A 21812-nucleotide genomic window follows, 5' to 3' on the forward strand; every position below is an offset into this window, starting at 1 on the left:
TATTAAAGTTTTAAATGAATTGATTTATCTTGTTTCTTTCTGGCTCTAGTCCTTAGGCAGAAAGAAATCTGCCTAGGGCTGGAGCTTTATTAACTGTATCTCTTAGGATATCTCAGCAGGATGGAGAGCAGTGCCGCTACGCCGATGGCCATCGGGTAGTAGAGATAGGGCAGGATGTCCATCGGACTGAGATTGGCGAGTCCCGCAGCCAGAAGCATCTGAACACCGTAAGGAATCAGACCCTGCACGGTGCAGGAGAAGGTGTCGAGGATGCTTGCCGCCTTGCGGTTGTCCACGCCAAACTTGTCGCCTATCTTCTTGGCGATGTTGCCCACCGTGAGAATCGCCACCGTATTGTTGGCGGTGCAGATGTTCACCATCGACACCAGGGCGGCGATGGAGAGTTCGGCACCACGCTTGCTGTTGACGTGGGCGGTAATCTTATCGATGATGTAGTTGATTCCGCCGTTCTCGCGGATGATTTCGAGCATTCCGCCCGCCATCATGGCGATGATTACCAGTTCGCCCATGCCCACGATTCCGTTGCCCATCGCCGAGAACCAGCCGAAGAGGTCGTAGGAGGAAGTGGATCCCAAGAGATGACTTCCGATGCCGATGACTCCGCAGAGGATGGTGCCCATGGTGAGCACTGCCATCACGTTCATGCCGGCAATGGCCGTAACGAGTACTATTATATAAGGTATTACCTTCATGTATTCCACCTCAGGAATATGGGTAGGCGCCTGCAAGCCGAAGCCCATCACGCCATAGACGGCGAGTACGAGGACGGCGGCAGGAACCACGATGAGGGAGTTGACCCTGAACTTATCGCTCATCTTGCAGTTCTGGGTCTGCGTAGCCACCACCGTGGTGTCAGAAATGAACGAGAGGTTGTCGCCGAAGTAGGCGCCGCCCACGATGATAGCCGTCATCATGCCCACGTTCACCCCCATGGAGTGCGCCAGGCCCGCAGCTATCGGAACAAGAGCCACCACTGTGCCGACGCTTGTTCCGATGGATACGGAGATGAAACAGGCTGCCAGGAAAAGCCCCGGCAAAATCATGCTGGCAGGCAGGGCACTCAACGCCAGGTTCACCGTAGCGTCCACCGCTCCCATCGCCTTGGCAGAAGCAGCGAAGGCGCCTGCCAAAACGTAAATCCAGAGCATGAGCATCAGGTTGTTGGCGCCGGCTCCGCGACTGTAGGTATCTACTCGCTTCTTGATGGGCATTCCGCCCGAGATGGCCACCGCATAGATGCTGGCTATCATGAATGCCACCGTGAGTGACAGATTCGTGTCCTTATGACTCGCATCCGCCGAATAGAGGGTGTAAGCCACGATGAGGACAATCAACAAAATTAATGGCGATAATGCCAACAAACCTTTCTTGTTACTCATAATTATTCTAATGAGACTGATTACTCATGATTATTTAATGAGACTTAATGCTCATAATGATTCAATGAGAAGAGAGAAGCAGGGAAACTGGACTCTATCAGAATCCCGGTTCCCGACTTCTCACTCCATGTTTTACAATGTTACTCCATTTCTGAAGATGGAAAATTACAATGTTACTCCATTCTTGAAAATGGAAATTTCACGATAGCCGTTGCGCTCGTTGCGAGCCTCCTCGCCACTGGCCACGGCAATAATCTTATCGATAAACTGCTTTACCAACTCCTTCATGTCGGTGCCTTCTACCAGGGCGCCAGCGTTGAAGTCAATCCAGTTTGGCTTGTTCTTAGCCAGATTGCTGTTGGTTGAAATCTTCATGGTTGGAACGAAGGTGCCGAATGGGGTTCCACGACCGGTGGTGAAGAGAACCAACTGGCAACCTGATGAAGCCAAGGCTGTGGCTGCCACAAGGTCGTTGCCCGGAGCTGACAGGAGGTTCAAACCATTTGTCTCCAGACGCTCACCATACTGCAATACGCCGCTCACCGGAGCACGACCGCACTTCTGGGTGCAACCGAGTGCCTTATCCTCCAAGGTAGAAATTCCGCCAGCCTTGTTGCCCGGAGAAGGATTCTCGCCCACAGGCTCGCCATGGCTCAGGAAGTACTCCTTGAAGTCGTTGATCAGATGAACAGTCTTGTCGAAGAGTTCCTTGTTCTCGCAACGGTTCATCAGGATGGTCTCAGCACCGAACATCTCAGGCACCTCGGTGAGGATGCTTGTACCGCCCTGTGCCACGAGCCAATCAGAGAACTCGCCCACCAATGGGTTGGCGGTAATGCCGCTGAATCCGTCAGATCCGCCGCACTTCAATCCCACGCGGAGCTTGCTTACGGAAACCTCCTCGCGCTCATCCTCTTTGGCCTTGGCATAGAGGTCGCGGAGAATCTTCATGCCTTCCTCAATCTCATCGCCTTCCACCTTCTGGGTAACGAGCAGCTTGATGCGGTCCTTGTCGTAATCGCCCAGCATCGCCATGAAATCGTCTGGCTGGTTGTTCTCGCATCCCAATGAGAGAACGAGCACGGCGCCAGCGTTAGGATGGAGACAGATGTCGCGCAACACCTTGCGGGTGTTCTCGTGGTCGCCCGAGAGCTGAGAACAACCAAAGTTATGGTGCCAGGCGTGGATGGCGTCAATACCCTCGCAGCCTGTTTCCTGCTTCAGAAGCTCGACGAGCTTCTCGGCAACACCGTTTACGCAACCCACGGTAGGGACTACCCAAACCTCGTTGCGTGTACCCACTTCGCCATTCTTGCGCACATAACCCTTGAAGGTTCTGCCCTCATCGGCGATGTTCAGCTTTTCCTCCACCGGATTGTAGGTGTACTCCAAAGTACCGGCAAGATTGGTCTTGAGATTGTTCTCGTTAACCCACTCGCCCTGCTTCAGGTCTTTCTTTGCGTGACCGATAGGGTAGCCGTACTTGATGATGTCCTGTCCTTCGGCAGCATCGTTGATGAGCACCTTGTGACCGGCAGGAGTATCCTGCAAAAGGGTGATGGTCTTGCCATCTACCTCAATAGCTTCGCCCTGCTTCATAGGGCGCAAGCAAACCACTACTGAATCAGCAGGGTTAATCTTGATAAAGCTTGATAGTTTCATTCTGTAGTCTTGTTTTTGTTTATTATGAATGTTATTCTACTTCTATTTAGTGCAGATATTTCATGCAGACTTTTCTCATCTTACTGAAAATCAGATCTGCGTTCTGCGATAGAAATCCACGTTCTCCTTCATCAGCAGCTCGATAGGCATGTAGTTCACGGGATTGACCTTCTTCTTCAGCACGATGGCCTGGAAGAGAGTGTCTACGCAGTAATAACCCTGCATGAAGGCGTGCTGGGCGATGAGGAAGGAGATGCTTCCCTCGCGAAGGCATCTGGCATTCTTTTCTACCATGTCGTAACCCATAATCTGAATGTCGCGGCGGTTGGACTTCAGCAGATAGTCGCCCACGATGTGCGCCTTCGATGTCATGGTGATGCAGTGGTGGGTGTCGGAATGCTCGGCGAAGTATTTCTCCAGCATCTTGACAAACTCGTTTCGGGTGCCGTTGAGCGGCAGGTCGAGCGTATGGATCTGCATCTGCGGGAAATGGTCGTGCATGTAGTGGCGGAATCCCACCTCGCGGTTGTCCTGCTGCTTACTCATCACCTGTCCGTCCTTGGTCTGGCGCATCAGCATCACTTCTTTCTCGCCGCCGGCAATCATGCAGAGCATCTTGGCAGCAAAGTAGCCCGAGCAGAAGGAATCCTGTCCGAAGAAGGAAAGCGGACGCAGGTCGGGCATGTAGGAGTCGAGCAGGATGAATGGAATGCTGAGATGATGCAGCTGCTCGGTGAACTCGCGTGTCACGGCAAGCGATGCAGGCACCACGACCACTCCCTCGGGTTTGGCTTCCAGAATCTCGTTGGCAACCTCGCGGAAAGAGGCTTCGTTCGAACGCTCGTAGAACTTGATCTCCAGGTTGATATGGAAATCACGGCGCTGGTCTTCACATTTTCTCGCACCTTCCTCAATCTCTTCCCAGTAAGCCTCAGACTCGTGCTTCGGGAGGAGGAGATAGAAGGTGTACTCCTTGTTGTAAGCCAAAGCACTAGCATACATGTTTGGCTGGTAATTCATTTCCTTGAGGGCTCTCTCCACCTTCTCTCGTGCGGGTTTCGACACGTTAGGGCGGTCGTGTAGAACTCTGTCTACTGTTCCAACAGATACGCCGGCTCTCTCGGCAATATCCTTGATTCTGATTTTTTCGGCCATTGTTTTTAAGTTTGTACTTAAGGGCACTTCTCACGCGTACATTATATATATGATAGGGAATGTGCGAAATCTGTGCTTTTTTGCATTTTACTAACTCTCAAATCGGCTGTGTGCGACCACACATCGACTTTCGGGCACAAATATACAACATTTTTTTGAATTGTGCGAATGCACAGCACATTTTTTGCACGAAAAATGCAAAAAAAGAAAGAAACATACAAAAATAGGGTGAAAAACAAGAAAAATTGGGGTGAAAGTGAAAAAAAACGCGATTTTATTTCGTTATTCGAGAAATTATAGCTATTTTTGCCAACGATAAACGACAATGTATTGTTATTTGTCTGCCGGCTGACTGCCAAAGGCACAAAATCGGCAAGAAAAGGCAACTACTTTAAAATTTGTCAATCAATAACAAACAATAAAAACATAAAAGAATTAAAACATCAAATGGCTAAAATTGTAACATTAGGTGAGATTATGCTTCGTTTGTCTCCTGAGGCTAACGATCGCTTCATTCAGAGTGAATCATTCCGCATCATCCCTGGCGGTGGTGAGGCTAACGTAGCTGTAAGCGTGGCTAACTATGGCCATGAGGCTTACTTCGTATCTAAGTTGCCAAAGCACGAAATCGGTCAGATTGCTGTAAACGCCCTCCGTCGTTATGGCGTAAACACTGAGTTCATCGCCCGTGGTGGTGACCGTGTGGGTCTTTACTATGCTGAGACTGGTGCTTCTATGCGCCCATCAAAGGTTATCTACGACCGTGCTCACAGCGCTATCGCAGAGGCTGATGCTTCAGATTTCGACTTCGACAAGATTATGGAGGGTGCTCAGTGGTTCCACTGGAGCGGTATTACTCCTGCTATCAGCGACAAGGCTGCAGAGTTGACTAAATTGGCTTGCGAGGCTGCTAAGCGTCATGGCGTAACAGTTTCTGTTGACCTCAACTTCCGCAAGAAGCTCTGGACTTCAGAGAAGGCTATCTCCGTGATGCGCCCATTGATGAAGTATGTTGATGTTTGCATCGGTAACGAGGAGGATGCTCAGCTTTGCCTGGGCTTCAAGCCAGATGCTGACGTAGAAGGCGGCAAGACTGATGCTGAGGGTTACTACGGCATCTTCCAGGGTATGATGAAGGAGTTCGGATTCAAGTATGTTGTTTCTACTCTCCGTGAGTCTCTTTCTGCTACCCACAACGGATGGAAGGCTCTTATCTATGATGGTAAGGAGTTCTACCAGAGCAAGCACTACGATATCAACCCTATCATCGACCGAGTAGGTGGTGGTGACTCTTTCTCTGGCGGTTTGATCCACGGTCTCCTGACTAAGGCTACTCAGGGTGAGGCTTTGGAGTTCGCTGTGGCTGCTTCTGCATTGAAGCACACTGTTCCTGGCGACTTCAACCTGGTTTCTGTTGACGAGGTAGAGAGCCTCGCAGGTGGTAACGCAAATGGTCGCGTTCAGCGATAATAGATTTGGTTTAGAGTTTAAAGTTTATAGTTTATAGGGCCGTCTTGCTTATGGCGTAGCCCCCTATAAACTATAAACTATTAACTATTAATTATTAATTCATAAAACAATGGCAAAGTTTAGCAAAATGCAGGTCATGGCAGCCATGAAAGAGACTGGTATGGTTCCTGTATTCTTCAATAAGGACGTTGAAATCTGCAAGAATGTAATCAAGGCTTGCTACGAGGGTGGCGTTCGCGTATTCGAGTTTACTAACCGTGGTGACTTCGCTCACGAAATCTTCGGTGAGTTGGTGAAGTGGGCCGACAAGGCTTGCCCTGAGATGATTCTGGGCGCCGGTACAGTGGTTGACGCTGGCACAGCTGCTCTCTATCTCCAGTTGGGTGCAAACTTCATCGTGGGTCCTAACTTCAACCCAGAGATTGCTCCTGTCTGCAACCGCCGCCTGGTTCCATATTCACCAGGTTGTGGTTCTGTTACAGAAATCAACAATGCACAGGCAGCTGGTTGCGATGTAACTAAGGTATTCCCTGCAGGCAATGTAGGTGGTCCTTCATTCGTTAAGAACGTAATGGCACCTTTGCGCTGGAGCAACATCATGGTAACAGGTGCTGTTGAGCCAACAGAAGAGAACCTTACTCCATGGATCAAGGCTGGCGTTCTCTGCGTAGGTATGGGTTCTAAGCTCTTCCCTAAGGAGACTGTTGCTGCCGGCGATTGGGCAGCTATCACAGCTAAGTGCCAGGAGGCTCTGGGTTATATCGCTAAGGCTCGCGCCTAAGCCCTGTAATCATCTTTTGTGATTCAATTAGCTTCATGAAAATAAAACTTTATGCCTTTGCATAAAATTTTTCATCATAATCATGGCATCGCCATCGTCTGCGTGATGGTGGCGATGCTTGTTTTTTCAGCCTGTTCACCGTCGCATAAGGGTGAAGTTGATAGGTTGAATAGCCTTTCTTATGCGTTTCACTATCGTAATCTTGATTCCACTAAGGTGCTGGCAACGAGAGCATTGGCTCTTGCCGAAGACTATCCTGCGGGCTATGCGGAGGCTTGCAACAACCTGGCGTTCGTAGCCATTGCCAAGATGGATTATAAGGCTGCCAAAAGATGGTTGGAGAAGGTGGAAGACCGCAGCGACAACCAGATAGAACTCCTTATTGCAGACGTTCAGAATATGAGAATCTGTCAGCGTGAAGCCCGCAACAAGGATTTCTATAGTCATCGCGAAAAGGCGATGCGCCGCCTTCGCAGAATAGGCGAGGAGGCAAGCAATCTGCCGCTACGTGAACACCGCCGTACCATCTATGCCAAGAGCGAGTTCGACATCGTGGCTGCAACCTATTTCTATTATGTGCAGCAGGAACGGCCCATGCAGCAGGCGCTTGCCCTGCTTGATCCCGATGAACTGGAACAGGATACGGCCCAATATCTCAACTATCTTTATAACTATGGTTCGGGAGGAGCCATCACGCAGGGAACTGCCAATGAAATCAGTCAGGCTGAATTCGACTATCTCATCCGTCTCTACATGATGGCGAGCGGCAGCAATCCGTATCCTTACTGGCAGGCGAATGCCCTGCAGGCCATCAGCGAACACATCCAGGATGCCGATCGCAGGGATTTTCTGGTAAAGAACAATCTCCCCGCATTTCAATACCTCAATGTGGAACAGATGCATACCGAGCTGCTGGCGGGCAACTTTGCCCAGAGAGCACTGAATCTCTTCTCGGAGTATGGCGACGTGTACCAGACCGCAGGCGCCTATCGCACCCTGGCAGAATGCTATTGGCAAATCAGGGACTATAATTCGGCTGGCAATTGCCTGACTCAGGCTCTCACGCAGAACAAGGCAATCCTTCAGGCTCCCGACCTGGTGGCTTCCATCAGGGAGCGACTCTGCCTGGTGTATTCCGCCATCGACAAGAAACCGCAGAGCGACTACAACCGCAACATCTACCTGGATTTGCAGGAACAGGCCCGACAGGATAAGCAGTTGGAGGCACGTGCTGCCCAGCTGGATGACAATGCCGTGCAGCTTAACTCCATGATTGCCGCCGTCATCTTCGTCATCATTCTCGTCATCTTCCTGCTTTATCTCTTCGACTGCATGAAGCGCCGCAAGGCCAGGAATAATTCGGTGGAGGACTTACTTATTCCTTTGCATAAATGGGAAGACGATAACAAACAAGCTATCAATGCTTTATCCGAAAGATTTGAAGAAGTGAACGAAGCCCGCGACATGGTTCAGTTCCACATCTCGGAAAATAGAAGAAGAAACATGGAGCAGCGCGCCAAGGTTTCGCTGGTTAACAGCATCACGCCGTTTATCGACCGCATGATTCACGAGGTGGATAGACTGGAAGAGGGCGGTGAACCGGAAGCAATCCGACAGGAAAGATACCAGTATATTTCTGAGTTGGCCGACCAGATTAACCAGTACAACGGTGTGCTCACCGATTGGATTCAGATGCGCCAGGGCTCCATCAGTCTCCGCATCGAGAGTTTCCCGCTGCAGCCGCTCTTCGACATTGTGGCCAAAGGAAAGATGAGTTTCCAGATGCGGGGCATAAACCTGGAGGTGCGCCCTACAGATGCCGTGGTGAAGGCCGACCGCACCCTTACGCTCTTCATGATCAACACCATTGCCGATAACGCCCGTAAGTTTACACCAAGCGGCGGAAAGGTGATGATTAGCGCCCAGGTGGTGGATCAAGCCCAGGTAGCTGCTTCCAAGAATAGCCAGGTGGCAGCTTCCAAGGATAGTTACGTTGAGATTTCCATCGCCGATGCGGGCAAGGGAATGGACGAAACAACTCTGTCTCATGTCTTCGATCGCACCTATACGGGCGGTCATGGTTTCGGATTGCTCAATTGCAAGGGCATCATCGACAAATACAGGAAGATGAGCACTCTCTTCTCCGTCTGCCAAATCCACGCCGAAAGCGAGGAGGGAAAGGGCAGCAGGTTCTCCTTCCGCTTGCCTTGCGGTATTCGCAGAATGCAGATGGTGCTGGTGCTCGCCCTGATGATTTCCCAAGCGAGTGCAGCAACCGGCAATTTGCTGAAACGGGCTGATGCCTACGCCGACAGCGCCTACTTCTGCAATATCAATGGTAGGTATCAGCGAACATTGGAAATGGCCGATTCGGCAAGAACCTATCTCAACCGTTTCTATCTCTCGGTTCATCCCGATGGCAAATACCTGATGGTAACCCATCCCAAGAAGGGAACGGCGGCAGAGATTCAGTGGCTGCACGACGGTCTGCCTACCAACTACGATGTGATTCTCGACATCCGCAACGAATGTGCCGTGGCTGCACTTGCCCTGCACAAATGGGAACTGTACGAAAGCAACAACAAGGTCTATACCCAGCTCTTCAGGGAGCGCAGTGCCGACAACTCGCTGGGCGACTACGTGCGCACCATGCAGGTATCAGAAAACTCCAAGGCGGTGGCCATCGTCCTGCTCATCATCCTCCTGCTCCAGTTGCCGTTGGCGTACTATTTGCTTTACTATCGTCACATTCTGCGCTACCGTTATGCAGTGGATAAAATCAACGGCATCAACAAGGTGCTGCTGAGCAGCGAGGATGAAGAAAGCAAACTGCAACGCATCAACCTGCTCTGGAATCCGCAGGATGCAGATAAGATGCGCAACTCGCAGCTCTTCCCGCAGCTCAACAAGGTGGTAGAGCAGATTCTGCAGGCTCTGAGAAAAAGCATAGATATGCGAAAGAACGAGGCAATGAACATCGAGATGGCCGAAGATGATTTGCATCGTGCTGAATATGAGAACGACAAGCTGCACATCGCCAACTCGGTGCTCGACAACTGTCTCTCCACCCTGAAGCACGAAACGATGTACTATCCGTCGCGCATCCGACAGCTCATCGACACCACACCCGACGACGTCACTTCGCTCCACGAACTGGTGGATTATTATAAATCCATCTACAACATGCTGAGTGCGCAGGCGATGGAGCAGGTGGAAAGCACCGTGAAGTGTGACCGTGATTTACTGAACTATCTCAAGACCCTGCTAGTAGGAGGAGTGAAGAATTACACCTCCCGCATCAAGGAAGAAGACGAATACCATCACCCGGCAGCAGATAACAGGGGCGGCAACAGAAAGTCCATCTACGCCATCTGCCAGTATATCCTGCAGGATGTGGACTACGACGAGAAGAAGCATCCGCATCTCTTCACGCCGCTCACTTCCGACATGAAGTATCTGGTGGCCCGCCAAATCGTGAGAGAGATAGGAGAGACCACCAACCTTCGTGGCTGCGGCATTCAGGCCAAGTCTTCGGAAGATGGCAAGCTGATGATAGAGATAGTATTACCAGGAAAAATAATTGATTTAATTAGATAGATATCAATAATAGATAGGTATAAATAATAGATATAAATAAAGATAATGGAAAACTTTAAAGTAATCATAGTAGAAGACGTGCCTTTGGAGTTGAAAGGCACGGAAGGAATCTTCAAGAACGATATCCCGGAAGCCGAGATTATCGGTACGGCGGATAGCGAAATAGCTTATTGGAAACTCATCAAGCAGCAGAAGCCCCACCTCGTGCTGCTCGACCTGGGCCTGGGCGGTTCCACCACCGTGGGCGTGGAAATCTGCCGCAACACCAAGGAGCAGTATCCCGACGTGAAAGTACTCATCTTCACGGGCGAGATATTGAACGAGAAGCTGTGGGTGGATGTGCTCGATGCAGGCTGCGACGGCATTATCCTGAAGAGTGGGGAACTGCTCACCCGTGGCGATGTGGCTTCGTGCATGGGCGGAAAGAAATTGGTTTTCAACCAGCCTATCCTCCAGAAAATAGTAGAAAGATTCAAGAAGAGTGTGAGCAGCCAGCTGATGCGCCAGGAAGCCTTGGTCAACTACGAGATTGATGAATACGACGAGCGTTTCCTGCGCCATCTTGCCTTGGGTTACACCAAGGAGCAGATTACCAATCTCCGTGGAATGCCTTTCGGCGTGAAGAGTCTGGAGAAACGCCAGAACGAACTGGTTCAGAAACTCTTTCCTGATGGCAACAACGGCATGAGCGTTAATGCCACCCGCCTGGTGGTTCGTGCCTGCGAGCTCCGCATCATCGACATTGATAATCTGCAGCCAGATGAAGAGTAAGATTTGCGCTTACGCCATGCTCCTGCTGGCTTTGGCGCAGATAGTGCTGGTGTTGCTGTCATGGCTCATCACGGCAGCAATGCCCGAAGCTTTTCCCCGTTCTATGCTCAGTCCTGAGGGAATCCGCTGGTTCTTTGGATCCTTCACAGAAAATATGGAATCTCCCTGGCTCGTGGGGCTGCTGCTCATCTGCATTGCCTGGGGAACGCTTCAAACCAGCGGTTTGCTGCATTTCGACCGCACCATCTATCGCCATCGCAACGCCTTGAGATTGGTATTGATAGAACTGGTTCTGTTCGTCGCCGTCATCCTGCTGCTCACCGTCGTTCCCCACGCCATCCTGCTCAATGTGATGGGTGGGATAGAGGCAAGCAGTTTCAGCCGCAGCATCCTGCCCTACATCTGCTTTGCCGTCATCGTGATGAGTCTGAGTTTCGGAGCCGTAAGCAACAGGTTGCAGGGGATAGAAGCCATGGGGGAGTCCCTGTCGGAAGGCATCCGGATGGCAGCTCCCTATTTCGTTATCTATATCCTTGCAAATCAGCTTTATAGCTCCATAGAATATCTTTTTCGAATATAAATCTGCATCATGGTTTCAAGCCAATGATAAAGAACAAAAAAAGCAAAGGGACACTCCAAATCACTTGGAATGTCCCTTCTTTTTTGGTATATACTTTTGGTTTTAAATTGGAATTCTTTCTTACTTCCTGAGATTGAACCTATCTTCTTCCACCGAAGTGGCTTCCGCCGCCGAATGAGCTGCGCACGCTGGTATTCGAGCGACTTCCGCCTCCGAAAGAACCGCCGCCACGTTTTCCGCCAAACGAACTGCTGCTTGGAGTAGAAGAACGAGGGGTGAAGCCATTGGATGGTCGGCTGTTTGTGGTAGAACCGCTTCCGAATCCACTGCGATTACTATTTCCGAATCCACTGCGGCTAGAACCTCCGAAGGTTCCGAACGAACCGCCGCCTCGGTTTCCGCCGAATGAACTGGAACTATTGGAACGATTGTTTTCCAATGATCCATTTGAACGGCTTCCGAACGAACCGCCGCCATTGTTCGGGCGATTGACATTGCCAAACTGGTGGTCGCGGGTCACGGTGGTGCGTGTACTGCTCTGTCGGTTCATGTTGCCGAAAGTCTTGCCGCGTCCGTAGTCACCCCGGTTAAAACTGTCGCGCATTCCGAAATGCGGTTCACGGCTTTCTGGGCGAGGAGCGCCAAACTGGCGTCCATGATACCAGCTTCTGCCGCCATTCATTCTCCAGCTATGTCCGCCGCAATAAACGGTATAGAAATGCGGGCGACCGAAGAAGAAGTAGTCTCTGCGAGGATAACGAGCATAGATACCGAAATGGAAAAATCCGCCGTCCCAATATAGAGGACGATAGAAATAGCTTGCCGCGCAGAAATTACGATATTGCCAATCCAGGAGGATGTAGCTCAAGTCGAGGTTACGCTGGCGCCAGTAAACGCCGTAGAGATCATCGTAAGTATCAACACCCATGAGATAATCCAGGTTAACCTCGTAGGCAGCCTCATACTGATCGTCTGTCAGATTAAGTTCGTAAGCCATCTTGTCAGTAAGGAACAAAGCCTGCTGGCGAGCCTGCTCATAACTCATTGCCGAAGCTGTAGTAAATGTCATGCAGAACATTGCTACAAGTGCTATAATCAACTTCTTCATAATCGTATCTTAATTAAAAGTTTTACTTCCGTTTCTTTTTTCTGCTGCAAAGGTACGGCAAAAGTCTCAGCCTGGGCAAGGATTTTCCCTAAACTAGCGGGGGAATATCCCTAATCCTTCTTCCGTAATCCTCTATTTACCATAATACGCCTTATTTAATTAAAAGGAGAGAGAGATTTCCGTTGAAAGATTTATATATTAAAAGAATCGGTCAGAAGGAAAACAACTTGGTTTCCATTCCGACCGATTCACGTTCATTATCTGTCAATTTCAGCACGGATGAATTTTCCGTTACTGCTGTAATACAGGTCAAAGCCAGGGATATCGATTTCGTATCCTCCCGTTTCTTTCTCTATCTTATATGGTTGCTGCGAAGGATATCGCTGTGCAATATCGGCAGCGATAGCATCCGGGATGATGCCGGCAGGCAATGTGGAGTATTTGCAGTCCACGCTTTTCCATTCTCCCTTATTGTTGAAATCAATTTTGGTTCCGTCGCTCAGCAACACTTCATATTCCCACTTTCCGTGATCCTTCTCCTTCTCTACATGGGAATAGGTTGCAGAAGGGAAATACTGCTTTACAAACTGCTGTGCCTGTACTGGCAACTCAGCATAACCTATCTCTTTCTCATCGCTGCTGTGGCAAGCTACTGCTACCATTGCAAAAACTATCGACAAAACTGTCGCTAAAAAAGTTCTCTTCATGTCGTTTCAATTTAAATTTCAGAGTTACTACTATAATTATTTATCACTTATTATCATACACTATTGTATTACCCATATATTGACATATACGAGGTTGTTTCACTTGCTACAAATATACTACAATATTTTTAAACGACAAAACTTAAATGCTTATTTTATAGAGTTTTAACTATTTTCTCTGTAATTTTTCCATAGTGTATTAATTACGGAAACACTTTTTGTGAAAAGTACAAAAACACTTGGCGGCAGATTCCGGGAAAGCATTGTGCTATAAAAAATAGCGTAAAAATTTGGAGGTTACAAATATTCAGCGTATCTTTGCATAAGATTTCCGGCACTCGGCAATTTGAAAGCAAGCTTTCATTGCACTCGCTGGCGAAATCTTTGCATAAGATTTAAAAAGAATGACGTATGAAACAGGTAGAAGAAAGATACATCAGCTTGCTGACCGATTTCGGCTTCAAGCGAATATTTGGAACGGCAATGAATAAGGAATTGCTCATTTGCTTCCTCAACAGCTTGTTTAATGGCAGACAGGTTGTAAAGGACGTGTCGTATCTGAATCCAGAGCACGTAGGAGATGTCTATACCGACCGCAAAGCCATCTTTGAAGTGTATTGTGAAGGAGAAAACGGCGAGAAGTTCATCGTTGAAATGCAGAACGCCTACCAGGCGTATTTCAAGGACCGATCCCTCTTCTACTCCACTTTCCCGATTCGTGAGCAGGCACCCAAGGGGAATGACTGGGATTTCAAACTCAATCATATCTATACTGTTGCCCTACTTAACTTTAACATGAAAGAGGAAGCCTTCGACAAGGAGGAAATCCGTCACCATGTGCAGTTGTGTGATACCGCTACCCACAAAATTTTCTATGATAAGCTGGAGTTTATCTATGTAGAGATAGCCAAGTTCAATAAGACTTTGGAAGAGTTGGAAACGCTCTATGACAAATGGCTTTATGCCTTGAAGAACCTCTATAAGCTTACCCAGCGCCCTAAAGAATTGTGCGATAAGGTTTTCGATCGTCTTTTTGAGGAGGCAGAGATTGCCAAATTCACTCCACAGGAGATAAGGGAGTATGAAGCAAGTAAGATGGCATATCGGGACATCAAGAACTCCATTGATACGGCGAAAAGAGAAGGGAAGGAAGAAGCCAATAAAGAAACTGCGCTCCGTTTGTTAACTATGGAACTACCTGCCGAACAAGTTGCCGAGGCAACTCAGCTACCATTGGAAATTATTGAAAATCTGAAAAACTCATAAAAGAAAAAACTTTTTCTTTTATAACAAGAAAAGCCCCCAGCCTACTTTCTCAAGCGGGCTGGGGGCTTATACTTTCCTGGGCATTTGCCTTGCGGCAGATTCCGGGAAAGTATTTATAATGCATAAAGTCCACTTGAGGGGGAATAACATTTAATACTATGTTTTTCCCTTTCAAGGGGACTTTATTGAAAAAATACCGGAATTAAAGAGCTACACGATTTCTTGAAAACTTATCAAAGAACGATCGAAAACTACCTTTATTCTGACTTTGATTCAAATCCTCTTCGTAGGCAGACTGCAAGGAAAGCCAGAAAGAAGCAGGAATGCCTAAAGCTTTATCTAAAGAGTTAGCAATCTCAGAACTTAAAATAAGTTTTCCATTCAACAGCTCTTCCAATGTCAATTTATCAAGACCTATTTTTTCAGCAAAAACTTCTACTGGAAGACTGCGAGCCTCCAGTTCATCCTTTAATATACTACCTGGACTAACAGGTGTAAATGGACGAGAATTGATGTTATTTTTTATTTCCATAATGAGAATCGTCTAATTTTAATAACTTAATTGTGATACCTCCTTCATGTTCTGTAAATATTAAACGTTCAACATGACCATTTGCTATTCTTACAGAACTACAACCCGAATATTCATACTTCAATTTCTCATACTTTAAGAAACTGAACTGGTTTAATAAAGAAACGTTAGGTGCCTGATCTAAAATTCGATACACCTTAGCTAGACCATCCATCAAGACCTTTACTCTTGCTATTTTTTTATATTTCTTATTTTTACCAGTTTCAATCAATTCCTTTAAGTCTTCATCGTCATATTCAATTTTCATTGTTTATATATTTTTCTGCAAATATACGACGAATATATTAAACTACCAAGACTTTTCATGATTTTAACATTAAAAGAAGCCCCCAGCCTACTTTCTCAAGCGGGCTGGGGGCTTATACTTTCCTGGGATTTTGCCTTGCGGCAGATTCCGGGGAAGTATTTATAATGCTATAAAAAACAGCACTCCGCTTCACAGCGTCGGGCTGACGATTCATAAATAAAAGTAAAAGTTCTAGGGGGCTCACGCCCGCTGAAACAATTTAAACTATATATTTTTTATACGATATTATATTGTTGCGGCAAAGGCGCCCCGGCGGGCGACATAAATTCCGCCGAGGCGCAGCATACGCGTGCGCAAACACATGTAATCTTCTTCCGATCTTACCCCGAGGGCGAATCTGGTGCCCTCGGGATGTGCATTTATTACGTTGCTAAGTTATTTTTCCTTTTCGGCGGATGATGCATAGGGCTGTCTTCCGCTAGGCGTCCCGACGGATATGTTATCCGTCGTAAAAAAGGTTCGACCTATTAAGCCGGGGGATTTGAAATCCCCCTATCCCATCGATATGCCGGCTAATGCCTGGTTGCTGGGGATTGCAAATCCCCAGAGCATAAAGAGGTTAGGTCATTTTTTGACGGCGGATTGCAAATCATAAGTGGTTAATAGATTTTTTAACATCTATAACCACTTAATAATCAGTTATTTATTTGCGTATTTCAATTATTTTTTGTACCTTTGTAGGTAGATAAAAACAATAGAAAATAGCAAATATGAGCAAAATAAAGGTACATGCATGGGATATTCTTAGAATGATTCCAGATGAAGAAATCGCAAAAATAGCAAAAGACACGAAGGTGGATTATTGCGCCAAGGTATTAACCGGTGAGCGCCTTTTCTACCTTCTTGTCTTTGCCTTCTTATCTGCCGACCATGTTAGTCAAAGAAGACTTGAGTCAATCTTCAATAATCCTACGTATAAAACTTTGTTCAATGTAGCATTGGATGCTACCGTAACACACGGATCCATATCTACCCGTTTGGCTAATGTAAATCTCGACTTCTTTGAGAAGGCTTTTGATTTATTATATAACCGTCTGTCTCAGCTATATACAGAAAAAGAATTGCAGGCCAAAAACATAGTTCGCATAGATAGTTCCATGGTGGCAGAAACCTGTAACAAGCTGAAGAAAGGATTTACTGTTGGTAAAAAAGCATCAAATAAAACAGAACGCAAACAAATAAAGTATACAGTAGCTTATGATGGCTTTTCTGCTAAACTTGCTGAAGTATTTTCTAAACCAGAATATCTTAGCGAAGACATAGCTATGCCGGCTGTTGTGCAAGAACTGATTAAGTATGACCCAGAACATAACAATCTATACGTTCTTGACAGGGGATTCTGTGCTCTTAAGAATTATGAATTGGTAGAAGATGCAAAGGCTAAGTTTGTAGGACGAATTAAAACTAACCGCAAAATGCAGGTTATAGAAAGCCTTATGACAGAAAACACCAACACTGATTTAGGAAAATTGGAGTTGGTGGATGACCTTGTTGTGTTCCTATATGACAGAGAAAAAAAAGATTTTTCAAATACAAAGTATAGAGTGATAAAGGCTAAATTCAAAACGCCTCGTGATACTACTCGTCCAAATAATAAGGGTAAGGTAAAGCGTGTAGAAAATGAAGTGTTTTTTATAACTAACGACTTTGATATGACTCCACAAGAAATTGCGTTCTGTTACAAAAAGCGCTGGGACATAGAGGTTTACTTTAAGTTTTTAAAGCAGAATTTGAATTTTTCTCATTTTCTGTCTACTAATGAGAATGGCATAAAAGTCATTCTCTACATGACTATTATTACCTCTATGCTGGTTATGATATACAAAAAGGAAAATGAGCTCGGTTTTTCTATTGCGAAATTTAACTTTTACCTTGAAATGCAAGAATGGGTTGGGGCGTTGTTAGTGGTTATTAATGGTGGGGATTTGAGTAAGACTCCATTCAGGCATGTTACTATAAGAAGTAGGATTCCTTAAAAAAGGAAATCCTACTTTATAGAGCAACATGCCTAAAATAATCTTTCAACCACTTATGATTGCAAATCCGCCGGAACGCCTAACGGAGGACGGGCATATCCGGCGCTATGGAATATACAATGAAGGAGGCATATTCACATATACCCGCAATCAATAGAAAATCCGCCGGAACGCCTAACGGAGGAAAGGCATATCCGGCGCTACGGAAAGCTATTCAGTAGTACTTGGATTTTTTCCCAACCAAGTTATTACAGCTTCGCCATATGACAGATGCCCAGTTTCCACAACCCCATTAGGTTTTGTAATTTGTTGATTTCCCGCTATAGTCTTAGCATCTACTAGTAAACTAGTATTTACATAACCACTGCCACCACCACCGATACCATTAGTTTTAGATCCTGTTCTCTGATCCGAATAACCGCCGCAGAATCCTCCTCCGCCGCCACTGTTGCCTTCACCTCCATTGTTAGTACCTGTTATTCCGTTACGACCATCTTGTCCTTTTCCAAACCTTTCTCTAGTAGGATTTTGTCCCGCAACTGTATAGGTAGCATTGGTTACAGTATTCATACCAGGACCACCATTCACACCACCTCCATAAGCAGCATTAATATTAGTATTATTATTTGGTACATTACTATAACCAGCAGCACCACCTGCTACAATTAAAAGCTGAGTTTGGTATTTATCCACAAATTGTGTAAGAAGTCCGGCGCTAAGTGCGATGTGGGTTGCACCTCCTCCACCACCGCCACTCAACAAGATTTGGCCTTTTGCATTTTTGACTCCGTAACCACCCTTACCGCCACCATTATAACCTCCAGAAGCATTTTTTTGATTACGTACTCCAGCTGTTCCTTGCCCTCCTACGCATACAAAGAGCTGTTTTCCTTTACTTACGTTCTTTAAAGTACCATAAGAATATCCTCCACCTTTTGCAGGAGTTACTTTATCTTGGTTAATAATTCCTCCACCTTGGGCACCCCAACATTCCAACTTATAGTCACACTTTTCTGGCGCAGTAAAAGTCTCAATTTTTCCTGTATATTTCCAATAGTGAGAGAAATAATAAAACTCAGCTTCAGATTCTATATCCTTTGTCATGCAAGAATTCTTTGCCACATTAAAAGTACTCTTAGATGGTTCGGAAAAGCCCCAGGCTGTACGGTTGGTTTCTTCTTGGTCAGCAGCCTTAAAAACCACATCCTGGTTAGCCTTGACGATTTGCAAATACTTTTTTTCGGTTTCAGATGAAGAGTTATAGGGAATGTTATCAGTGAAATTGGTTGATGCCTGTACAGCTATTTTTTTAGGATAATCTGTATAATCACCTTTTTTTGGCTTTGTATTATATCGCCCCTCAATATCTGGATAATAATAAGTATATTTATCATTATTCAGGAATATACGCTTCTCTGGAATCTCCTTTGACTTAAGATTCAGAACCGCAAGTCCCATACTATGTTCCATATTGAATGTAAGCGTAGAGGCATCGCCATCAATAACGCCTTCACCTACTTGAAGATCCTGACTCAGAAGAATATCTTTTGTTTTCTGTTCTTTTACAGGATTCCAGTTTGTTATCATATCCTTAAAGAACTCATCTGCTGTAGTTGCTTTTACATTAACATTCAGAGGGTCTGGAGTATTGCGATATGGATAGTATGCAAAGTAACTGTAATTTGTTGTGAACAGAAATCTCTGATCGTTTTCTGTCTTCCAATTACCATCTTGTCCCTTGGTAAGTTTTACGTTAGGGATTACCACTAACCCATCCTTACTTACTGCATAGAGGCCGATAGCCTCATTATTATTAAACGACTGCTTAGGATAACCAACAGCTGTCCAAGTAGTAGGATACACTACCTCCGGATTGCTCAGCGTATTGATAGCCTTTGCCGAAAGCTTATAGATGACAGATTTACCTGGCTGCCATACCTGGTCTTTCATATCGATAATCAGGGACTGGAGAACACCATCCAGTTCGAATTGGAAATTCAACTTGGCACTTTCTGGCAGGGTCTGCGGCATCATCATCAGCGTATTGTTATCTGATGTCAATGCGAAATCCTTGCCTGTTACTATATCTTGATCCTTGAGATCGAATGTATATGTTCCTGTTTTATAGCTTCCACCATCCTGGGCAAATTGCCACTCTGGTGCAGCATTTCCTTCTCCTTTCATTACAGCAAGCTCATAGGTACCCTCGTTAGGAATACCACTCAGAGTAATGCTTGTCAGTTTCTTTCCAGCACCCAGAACATCTGCCAAATCCTTGTCGATAGCGAAGGTTACAGCTGTAAGGGCATGATTGAAATTCAAATCCAAGGCGTTATCTGATTGCGAGCCTTTGGCTGTGGCAAGAATCAAATCGGGCTGGGCTTTGATTTCTTCTTTGCCTGTTAATGCTATATATTTTATCTGGGTCTTTTCACCATCTACGTCTGGCGTGAAACTCAGAGGAGAAGTTGAGCCTGCGCTATATGGAGCGAAGGCATGAAAAGACACTTCTGAACCCACTGGCCAGCGGCTGTCCTTGATTTCCCACACCTTATCTTCGTTGGTTGATGTGGCTACCGCTATTTTTGGATTACCATTTTCTTCCTGGAATAATGATAAATTATTTTCTCCGTTCTTATAAATCGCAGTTACGCCAAAGCTACCATAGGCGCCAATATTATCTTTCATGCTTCCACGAGTCTGCGCTACCCTTTCGTGCTCTACATCTTCCAGGGGTGCGCCAGAACGGGTGATGGGTTTTCCTTCCTTGCTCCAGATATGGATGCCATCCTGCACTACGGGATGGAGATAGAGGGGTTTTCCGAAAGGAGTTGACACGACGATGGGACCCTTCTCGGTGGCAGCAGCTATGGCAGCACGGGAAGAGGAAGCGGGAGACATGGGTTTCCAGCTGTTGTCGAGCGTTGCATGAAACGTGATTTTATCTTTTGATAGATTGGCTTGCTGCAGTGATTCGCTTTCTGAACATGACGTAAAGGATGCGAGTACACTGAGTGCCAATAAACTGCTTTTATAAGTTTTCTTCATCATAATGGTTTCTTTCTATTGTTTTACGCCAATGGGGGTTAAAGGAATTGGAGAATTCCGAGGCTCCATAAGAGGGGGAAATTCTCCAATTCGATTGTGAATATGATATATAATAATTACTTTTTCTTGGCCTTAGAAATTGTGCCAGTGGTACCGTCAATTGTAAACTGATGCTTGTTAGTGTTCCAATCATCAACGGTTACCTTGAATGCGATTAACTCACCAAAGATATTCTCACCCTTATCAGGATTGCCATCAATACCTGGTTTTACAAGAGGTTTATTTTCATTCTCTTCAGGCTTTTCAGGGTCTACCTTACCACAACCCTTAGACAAGTCAAGGGTATAGATATACTTATTGCCCTTCAACCATGTTGCCTGATTTTCTCCCTTAGTCTCAACAGGGAAGGCAATAGCAGCCCAACCGCATTCAGAAGCAGCACCTGCTCCTGCAGGATACATGTATTTACCTGTTACTTTATTTTTTACATTAAGCAAGAGAGAAATATAAGCACCCTTATCAAACTTATCACCACTGGTTTCCTTTGTACCACCCCATGGTGTAAATGACTGAGGAATAAGCATTGCGCCACAATCTTGTGCCGGTGCAACAGCTAACTTATCTGTCAAGTCAACAACATTCTCACTAGCATTAACAGTAATAGCGTCGGTAAACTTAACCTCATAAGTAGTCTTTTCACCAAAATTAGACCATCCATTGGTGAGTGAATAATTTCCACTTCCAGCTACATAAGCGATACGGAAACCTCTGATGGTATATTCGAGGCTAGAATTCTGGTTCTTAACAGCAATTTTAATCTGAGAGAGCACATGTGAAAGGTTTAAATTAACACTTGCAACATTATTAGCATCACTCTCGGTACCTGTAGCTGTACCAATAATCAAATCTTTCTGATCCTTAATAGTTGAAGCAGGTGTAACTTTGGTAAATGTAACCTCATCCATACCTATACTGTTGCTCTCAGCCTTCCAATCAGCAACTGCTGGTGAAATTGCAATAAACTTATATGATTTATCTTTCTGCCAAGTCAAAGTGCTGGTTGGATCAATAAAACCATTAACTCCTTCGCTACCTCTTTTAAAATATGCATTCTCGAAGTAGGCCGTATTATATGTCTCCGTTCCCTTCTTATTATAGAACGCACTAACCCACATTTCCTTAAGGTTATCTGTTGTCAACTCTGCACCACGGCTGTTCAAGCCTACACTAGTACGGAAGGTAATGCTAGCACTCTTCGCAACATCTGTGGTCTCCTCAGAAGAGCAAGAAGACAGGGCGATGGCAGCTGCGGCCATCATGTAAAACGCTTTTTTCATAATTAATACTTTTAAAAAATTAATACTATGTTTTTTTATTTCATTAATGATAGAG

Annotated in this window: 16 protein-coding genes; 7 read left to right on the plus strand and 9 right to left on the minus strand. The window is 46.0% G+C overall.

The window, feature by feature from the left end:
• Positions 1-89: 89 nt before the first annotated feature.
• From V8Z93_RS09685 to V8Z93_RS09695, 3 genes are all read right to left on the minus strand, one after another.
• Complete coding sequence (locus V8Z93_RS09685; protein ID WP_217763255.1) at positions 90-1400, minus strand: Na+/H+ antiporter NhaC family protein; 1311 nt, start codon at positions 1398-1400, stop codon at positions 90-92.
• A 165-nt stretch (positions 1401-1565) separates the two neighbouring features.
• Positions 1566-3062, minus strand: a complete 1497-nt coding sequence (locus tag V8Z93_RS09690; protein ID WP_203050960.1) for a UxaA family hydrolase — start codon at positions 3060-3062, stop codon at positions 1566-1568.
• 90 nt (positions 3063-3152) lie between these two features.
• Positions 3153-4217 carry a LacI family DNA-binding transcriptional regulator gene (locus tag V8Z93_RS09695; protein WP_439431380.1) on the minus strand — a complete coding sequence of 355 codons (1065 nt, stop codon included), beginning with the start codon at positions 4215-4217 and terminating at the stop codon, positions 3153-3155.
• A 447-nt stretch (positions 4218-4664) separates the two neighbouring features.
• Between V8Z93_RS09695 and V8Z93_RS09700 the strand changes: the two genes are divergently transcribed.
• The 5 genes from V8Z93_RS09700 (at position 4665) to V8Z93_RS09720 (ending at position 11416) form a co-directional block, all read left to right on the plus strand.
• The gene (locus tag V8Z93_RS09700; RefSeq protein ID WP_439431381.1) at positions 4665-5687 is read left to right on the plus strand and encodes a PfkB family carbohydrate kinase; all 1023 of its coding nucleotides are present in this window, start codon (positions 4665-4667) and stop codon (positions 5685-5687) included.
• A gap of 109 nt (positions 5688-5796) precedes the next feature.
• Positions 5797-6468, plus strand: a complete 672-nt coding sequence (locus V8Z93_RS09705) for a bifunctional 4-hydroxy-2-oxoglutarate aldolase/2-dehydro-3-deoxy-phosphogluconate aldolase (protein WP_203038425.1) — start codon at positions 5797-5799, stop codon at positions 6466-6468.
• Positions 6469-6519: 51 nt separating this feature from the next.
• Complete coding sequence (locus V8Z93_RS09710) at positions 6520-10065, plus strand: DUF5112 domain-containing protein (protein WP_439431382.1); 3546 nt, start codon at positions 6520-6522, stop codon at positions 10063-10065.
• A 45-nt stretch (positions 10066-10110) separates the two neighbouring features.
• The gene (locus V8Z93_RS09715) at positions 10111-10836 is read left to right on the plus strand and encodes a DUF5932 domain-containing protein (RefSeq protein WP_203038423.1); all 726 of its coding nucleotides are present in this window, start codon (positions 10111-10113) and stop codon (positions 10834-10836) included.
• Positions 10826-11416 carry an AbgT family transporter gene (locus tag V8Z93_RS09720; protein ID WP_299332497.1) on the plus strand — a complete coding sequence of 197 codons (591 nt, stop codon included), beginning with the start codon at positions 10826-10828 and terminating at the stop codon, positions 11414-11416. The genes V8Z93_RS09715 and V8Z93_RS09720 overlap by 11 nt, the downstream gene beginning before the upstream one ends.
• Positions 11417-11555: 139 nt before the next feature.
• Here V8Z93_RS09720 and V8Z93_RS09725 read toward each other — a convergent pair whose 3' ends face one another.
• Positions 11556-12524: a hypothetical protein gene (locus tag V8Z93_RS09725; protein WP_439431383.1), complete on the minus strand. Its 969-nt coding sequence runs from the start codon at positions 12522-12524 to the stop codon at positions 11556-11558.
• A gap of 257 nt (positions 12525-12781) precedes the next feature.
• The gene (locus tag V8Z93_RS09730; protein WP_238405104.1) at positions 12782-13186 is read right to left on the minus strand and encodes a PepSY-like domain-containing protein; all 405 of its coding nucleotides are present in this window, start codon (positions 13184-13186) and stop codon (positions 12782-12784) included.
• A 456-nt stretch (positions 13187-13642) separates the two neighbouring features.
• Here V8Z93_RS09730 and V8Z93_RS09735 point away from each other — a divergent pair, with 456 nt between their 5' ends.
• Positions 13643-14497 (plus strand): Rpn family recombination-promoting nuclease/putative transposase, encoded by an 855-nt coding sequence (locus V8Z93_RS09735; RefSeq protein ID WP_439431384.1) that lies wholly within the window; start codon positions 13643-13645, stop codon positions 14495-14497.
• Positions 14498-14699: 202 nt separating this feature from the next.
• Here the strand turns inward: V8Z93_RS09735 and V8Z93_RS09740 are convergent, their stop codons facing one another.
• Together V8Z93_RS09740 and V8Z93_RS09745 are read right to left on the minus strand one after the other, a co-directional pair.
• Positions 14700-15029: a helix-turn-helix transcriptional regulator gene (locus V8Z93_RS09740; RefSeq protein WP_218413499.1), complete on the minus strand. Its 330-nt coding sequence runs from the start codon at positions 15027-15029 to the stop codon at positions 14700-14702.
• The gene (locus tag V8Z93_RS09745) at positions 15013-15336 is read right to left on the minus strand and encodes a hypothetical protein (RefSeq protein WP_439431385.1); all 324 of its coding nucleotides are present in this window, start codon (positions 15334-15336) and stop codon (positions 15013-15015) included. Before V8Z93_RS09745 ends, V8Z93_RS09740 begins: the two co-directional genes overlap by 17 nt.
• Positions 15337-16106: 770 nt before the next feature.
• Here V8Z93_RS09745 and V8Z93_RS09750 point away from each other — a divergent pair.
• On the plus strand, positions 16107-17372 hold the full coding sequence (locus V8Z93_RS09750; protein WP_439431386.1) for an IS4 family transposase: 1266 nt from the start codon (positions 16107-16109) through the stop codon (positions 17370-17372).
• A 210-nt stretch (positions 17373-17582) separates the two neighbouring features.
• Here V8Z93_RS09750 and V8Z93_RS09755 read toward each other — a convergent pair whose 3' ends face one another.
• On the minus strand, positions 17583-20423 hold the full coding sequence (locus V8Z93_RS09755) for a fimbrillin family protein (RefSeq protein WP_439431387.1): 2841 nt from the start codon (positions 20421-20423) through the stop codon (positions 17583-17585).
• Between the two features lie 113 nt (positions 20424-20536).
• On the minus strand, positions 20537-21757 hold the full coding sequence (locus V8Z93_RS09760) for a fimbrillin family protein (RefSeq protein ID WP_439431388.1): 1221 nt from the start codon (positions 21755-21757) through the stop codon (positions 20537-20539).
• Positions 21758-21812 lie beyond the last annotated feature (55 nt).

The organism is Segatella copri (assembly GCF_051861805.1).
Lineage (GTDB): Bacteria > Bacteroidota > Bacteroidia > Bacteroidales > Bacteroidaceae > Prevotella > Prevotella copri_M.

Excerpts from the sequence above, each read along its gene's own strand:
- V8Z93_RS09685 (WP_217763255.1), bottom strand. The coding sequence starts at position 1,400 with ATGAGTAACAAGAAAGGTTTGTTGGCATTATCGCCATTAATTTTGTTG.
- V8Z93_RS09690 (WP_203050960.1), bottom strand. The coding sequence starts at position 3,062 with ATGAAACTATCAAGCTTTATCAAGATTAACCCTGCTGATTCAGTAGTG.
- V8Z93_RS09695 (WP_439431380.1), bottom strand. The coding sequence starts at position 4,217 with ATGGCCGAAAAAATCAGAATCAAGGATATTGCCGAGAGAGCCGGCGTA.
- V8Z93_RS09700 (WP_439431381.1), top strand. The coding sequence starts at position 4,665 with ATGGCTAAAATTGTAACATTAGGTGAGATTATGCTTCGTTTGTCTCCT.
- V8Z93_RS09705 (WP_203038425.1), top strand. The coding sequence starts at position 5,797 with ATGGCAAAGTTTAGCAAAATGCAGGTCATGGCAGCCATGAAAGAGACT.
- V8Z93_RS09710 (WP_439431382.1), top strand. The coding sequence starts at position 6,520 with ATGCCTTTGCATAAAATTTTTCATCATAATCATGGCATCGCCATCGTC.
- V8Z93_RS09715 (WP_203038423.1), top strand. The coding sequence starts at position 10,111 with ATGGAAAACTTTAAAGTAATCATAGTAGAAGACGTGCCTTTGGAGTTG.
- V8Z93_RS09720 (WP_299332497.1), top strand. The coding sequence starts at position 10,826 with ATGAAGAGTAAGATTTGCGCTTACGCCATGCTCCTGCTGGCTTTGGCG.
- V8Z93_RS09725 (WP_439431383.1), bottom strand. The coding sequence starts at position 12,524 with ATGAAGAAGTTGATTATAGCACTTGTAGCAATGTTCTGCATGACATTT.
- V8Z93_RS09730 (WP_238405104.1), bottom strand. The coding sequence starts at position 13,186 with ATGGTAGCAGTAGCTTGCCACAGCAGCGATGAGAAAGAGATAGGTTAT.
- V8Z93_RS09735 (WP_439431384.1), top strand. The coding sequence starts at position 13,643 with ATGAAACAGGTAGAAGAAAGATACATCAGCTTGCTGACCGATTTCGGC.
- V8Z93_RS09740 (WP_218413499.1), bottom strand. The coding sequence starts at position 15,029 with ATGGAAATAAAAAATAACATCAATTCTCGTCCATTTACACCTGTTAGT.
- V8Z93_RS09745 (WP_439431385.1), bottom strand. The coding sequence starts at position 15,336 with ATGAAAATTGAATATGACGATGAAGACTTAAAGGAATTGATTGAAACT.
- V8Z93_RS09750 (WP_439431386.1), top strand. The coding sequence starts at position 16,107 with ATGAGCAAAATAAAGGTACATGCATGGGATATTCTTAGAATGATTCCA.
- V8Z93_RS09755 (WP_439431387.1), bottom strand. The coding sequence starts at position 20,423 with ATGATGAAGAAAACTTATAAAAGCAGTTTATTGGCACTCAGTGTACTC.
- V8Z93_RS09760 (WP_439431388.1), bottom strand. The coding sequence starts at position 21,757 with ATGAAAAAAGCGTTTTACATGATGGCCGCAGCTGCCATCGCCCTGTCT.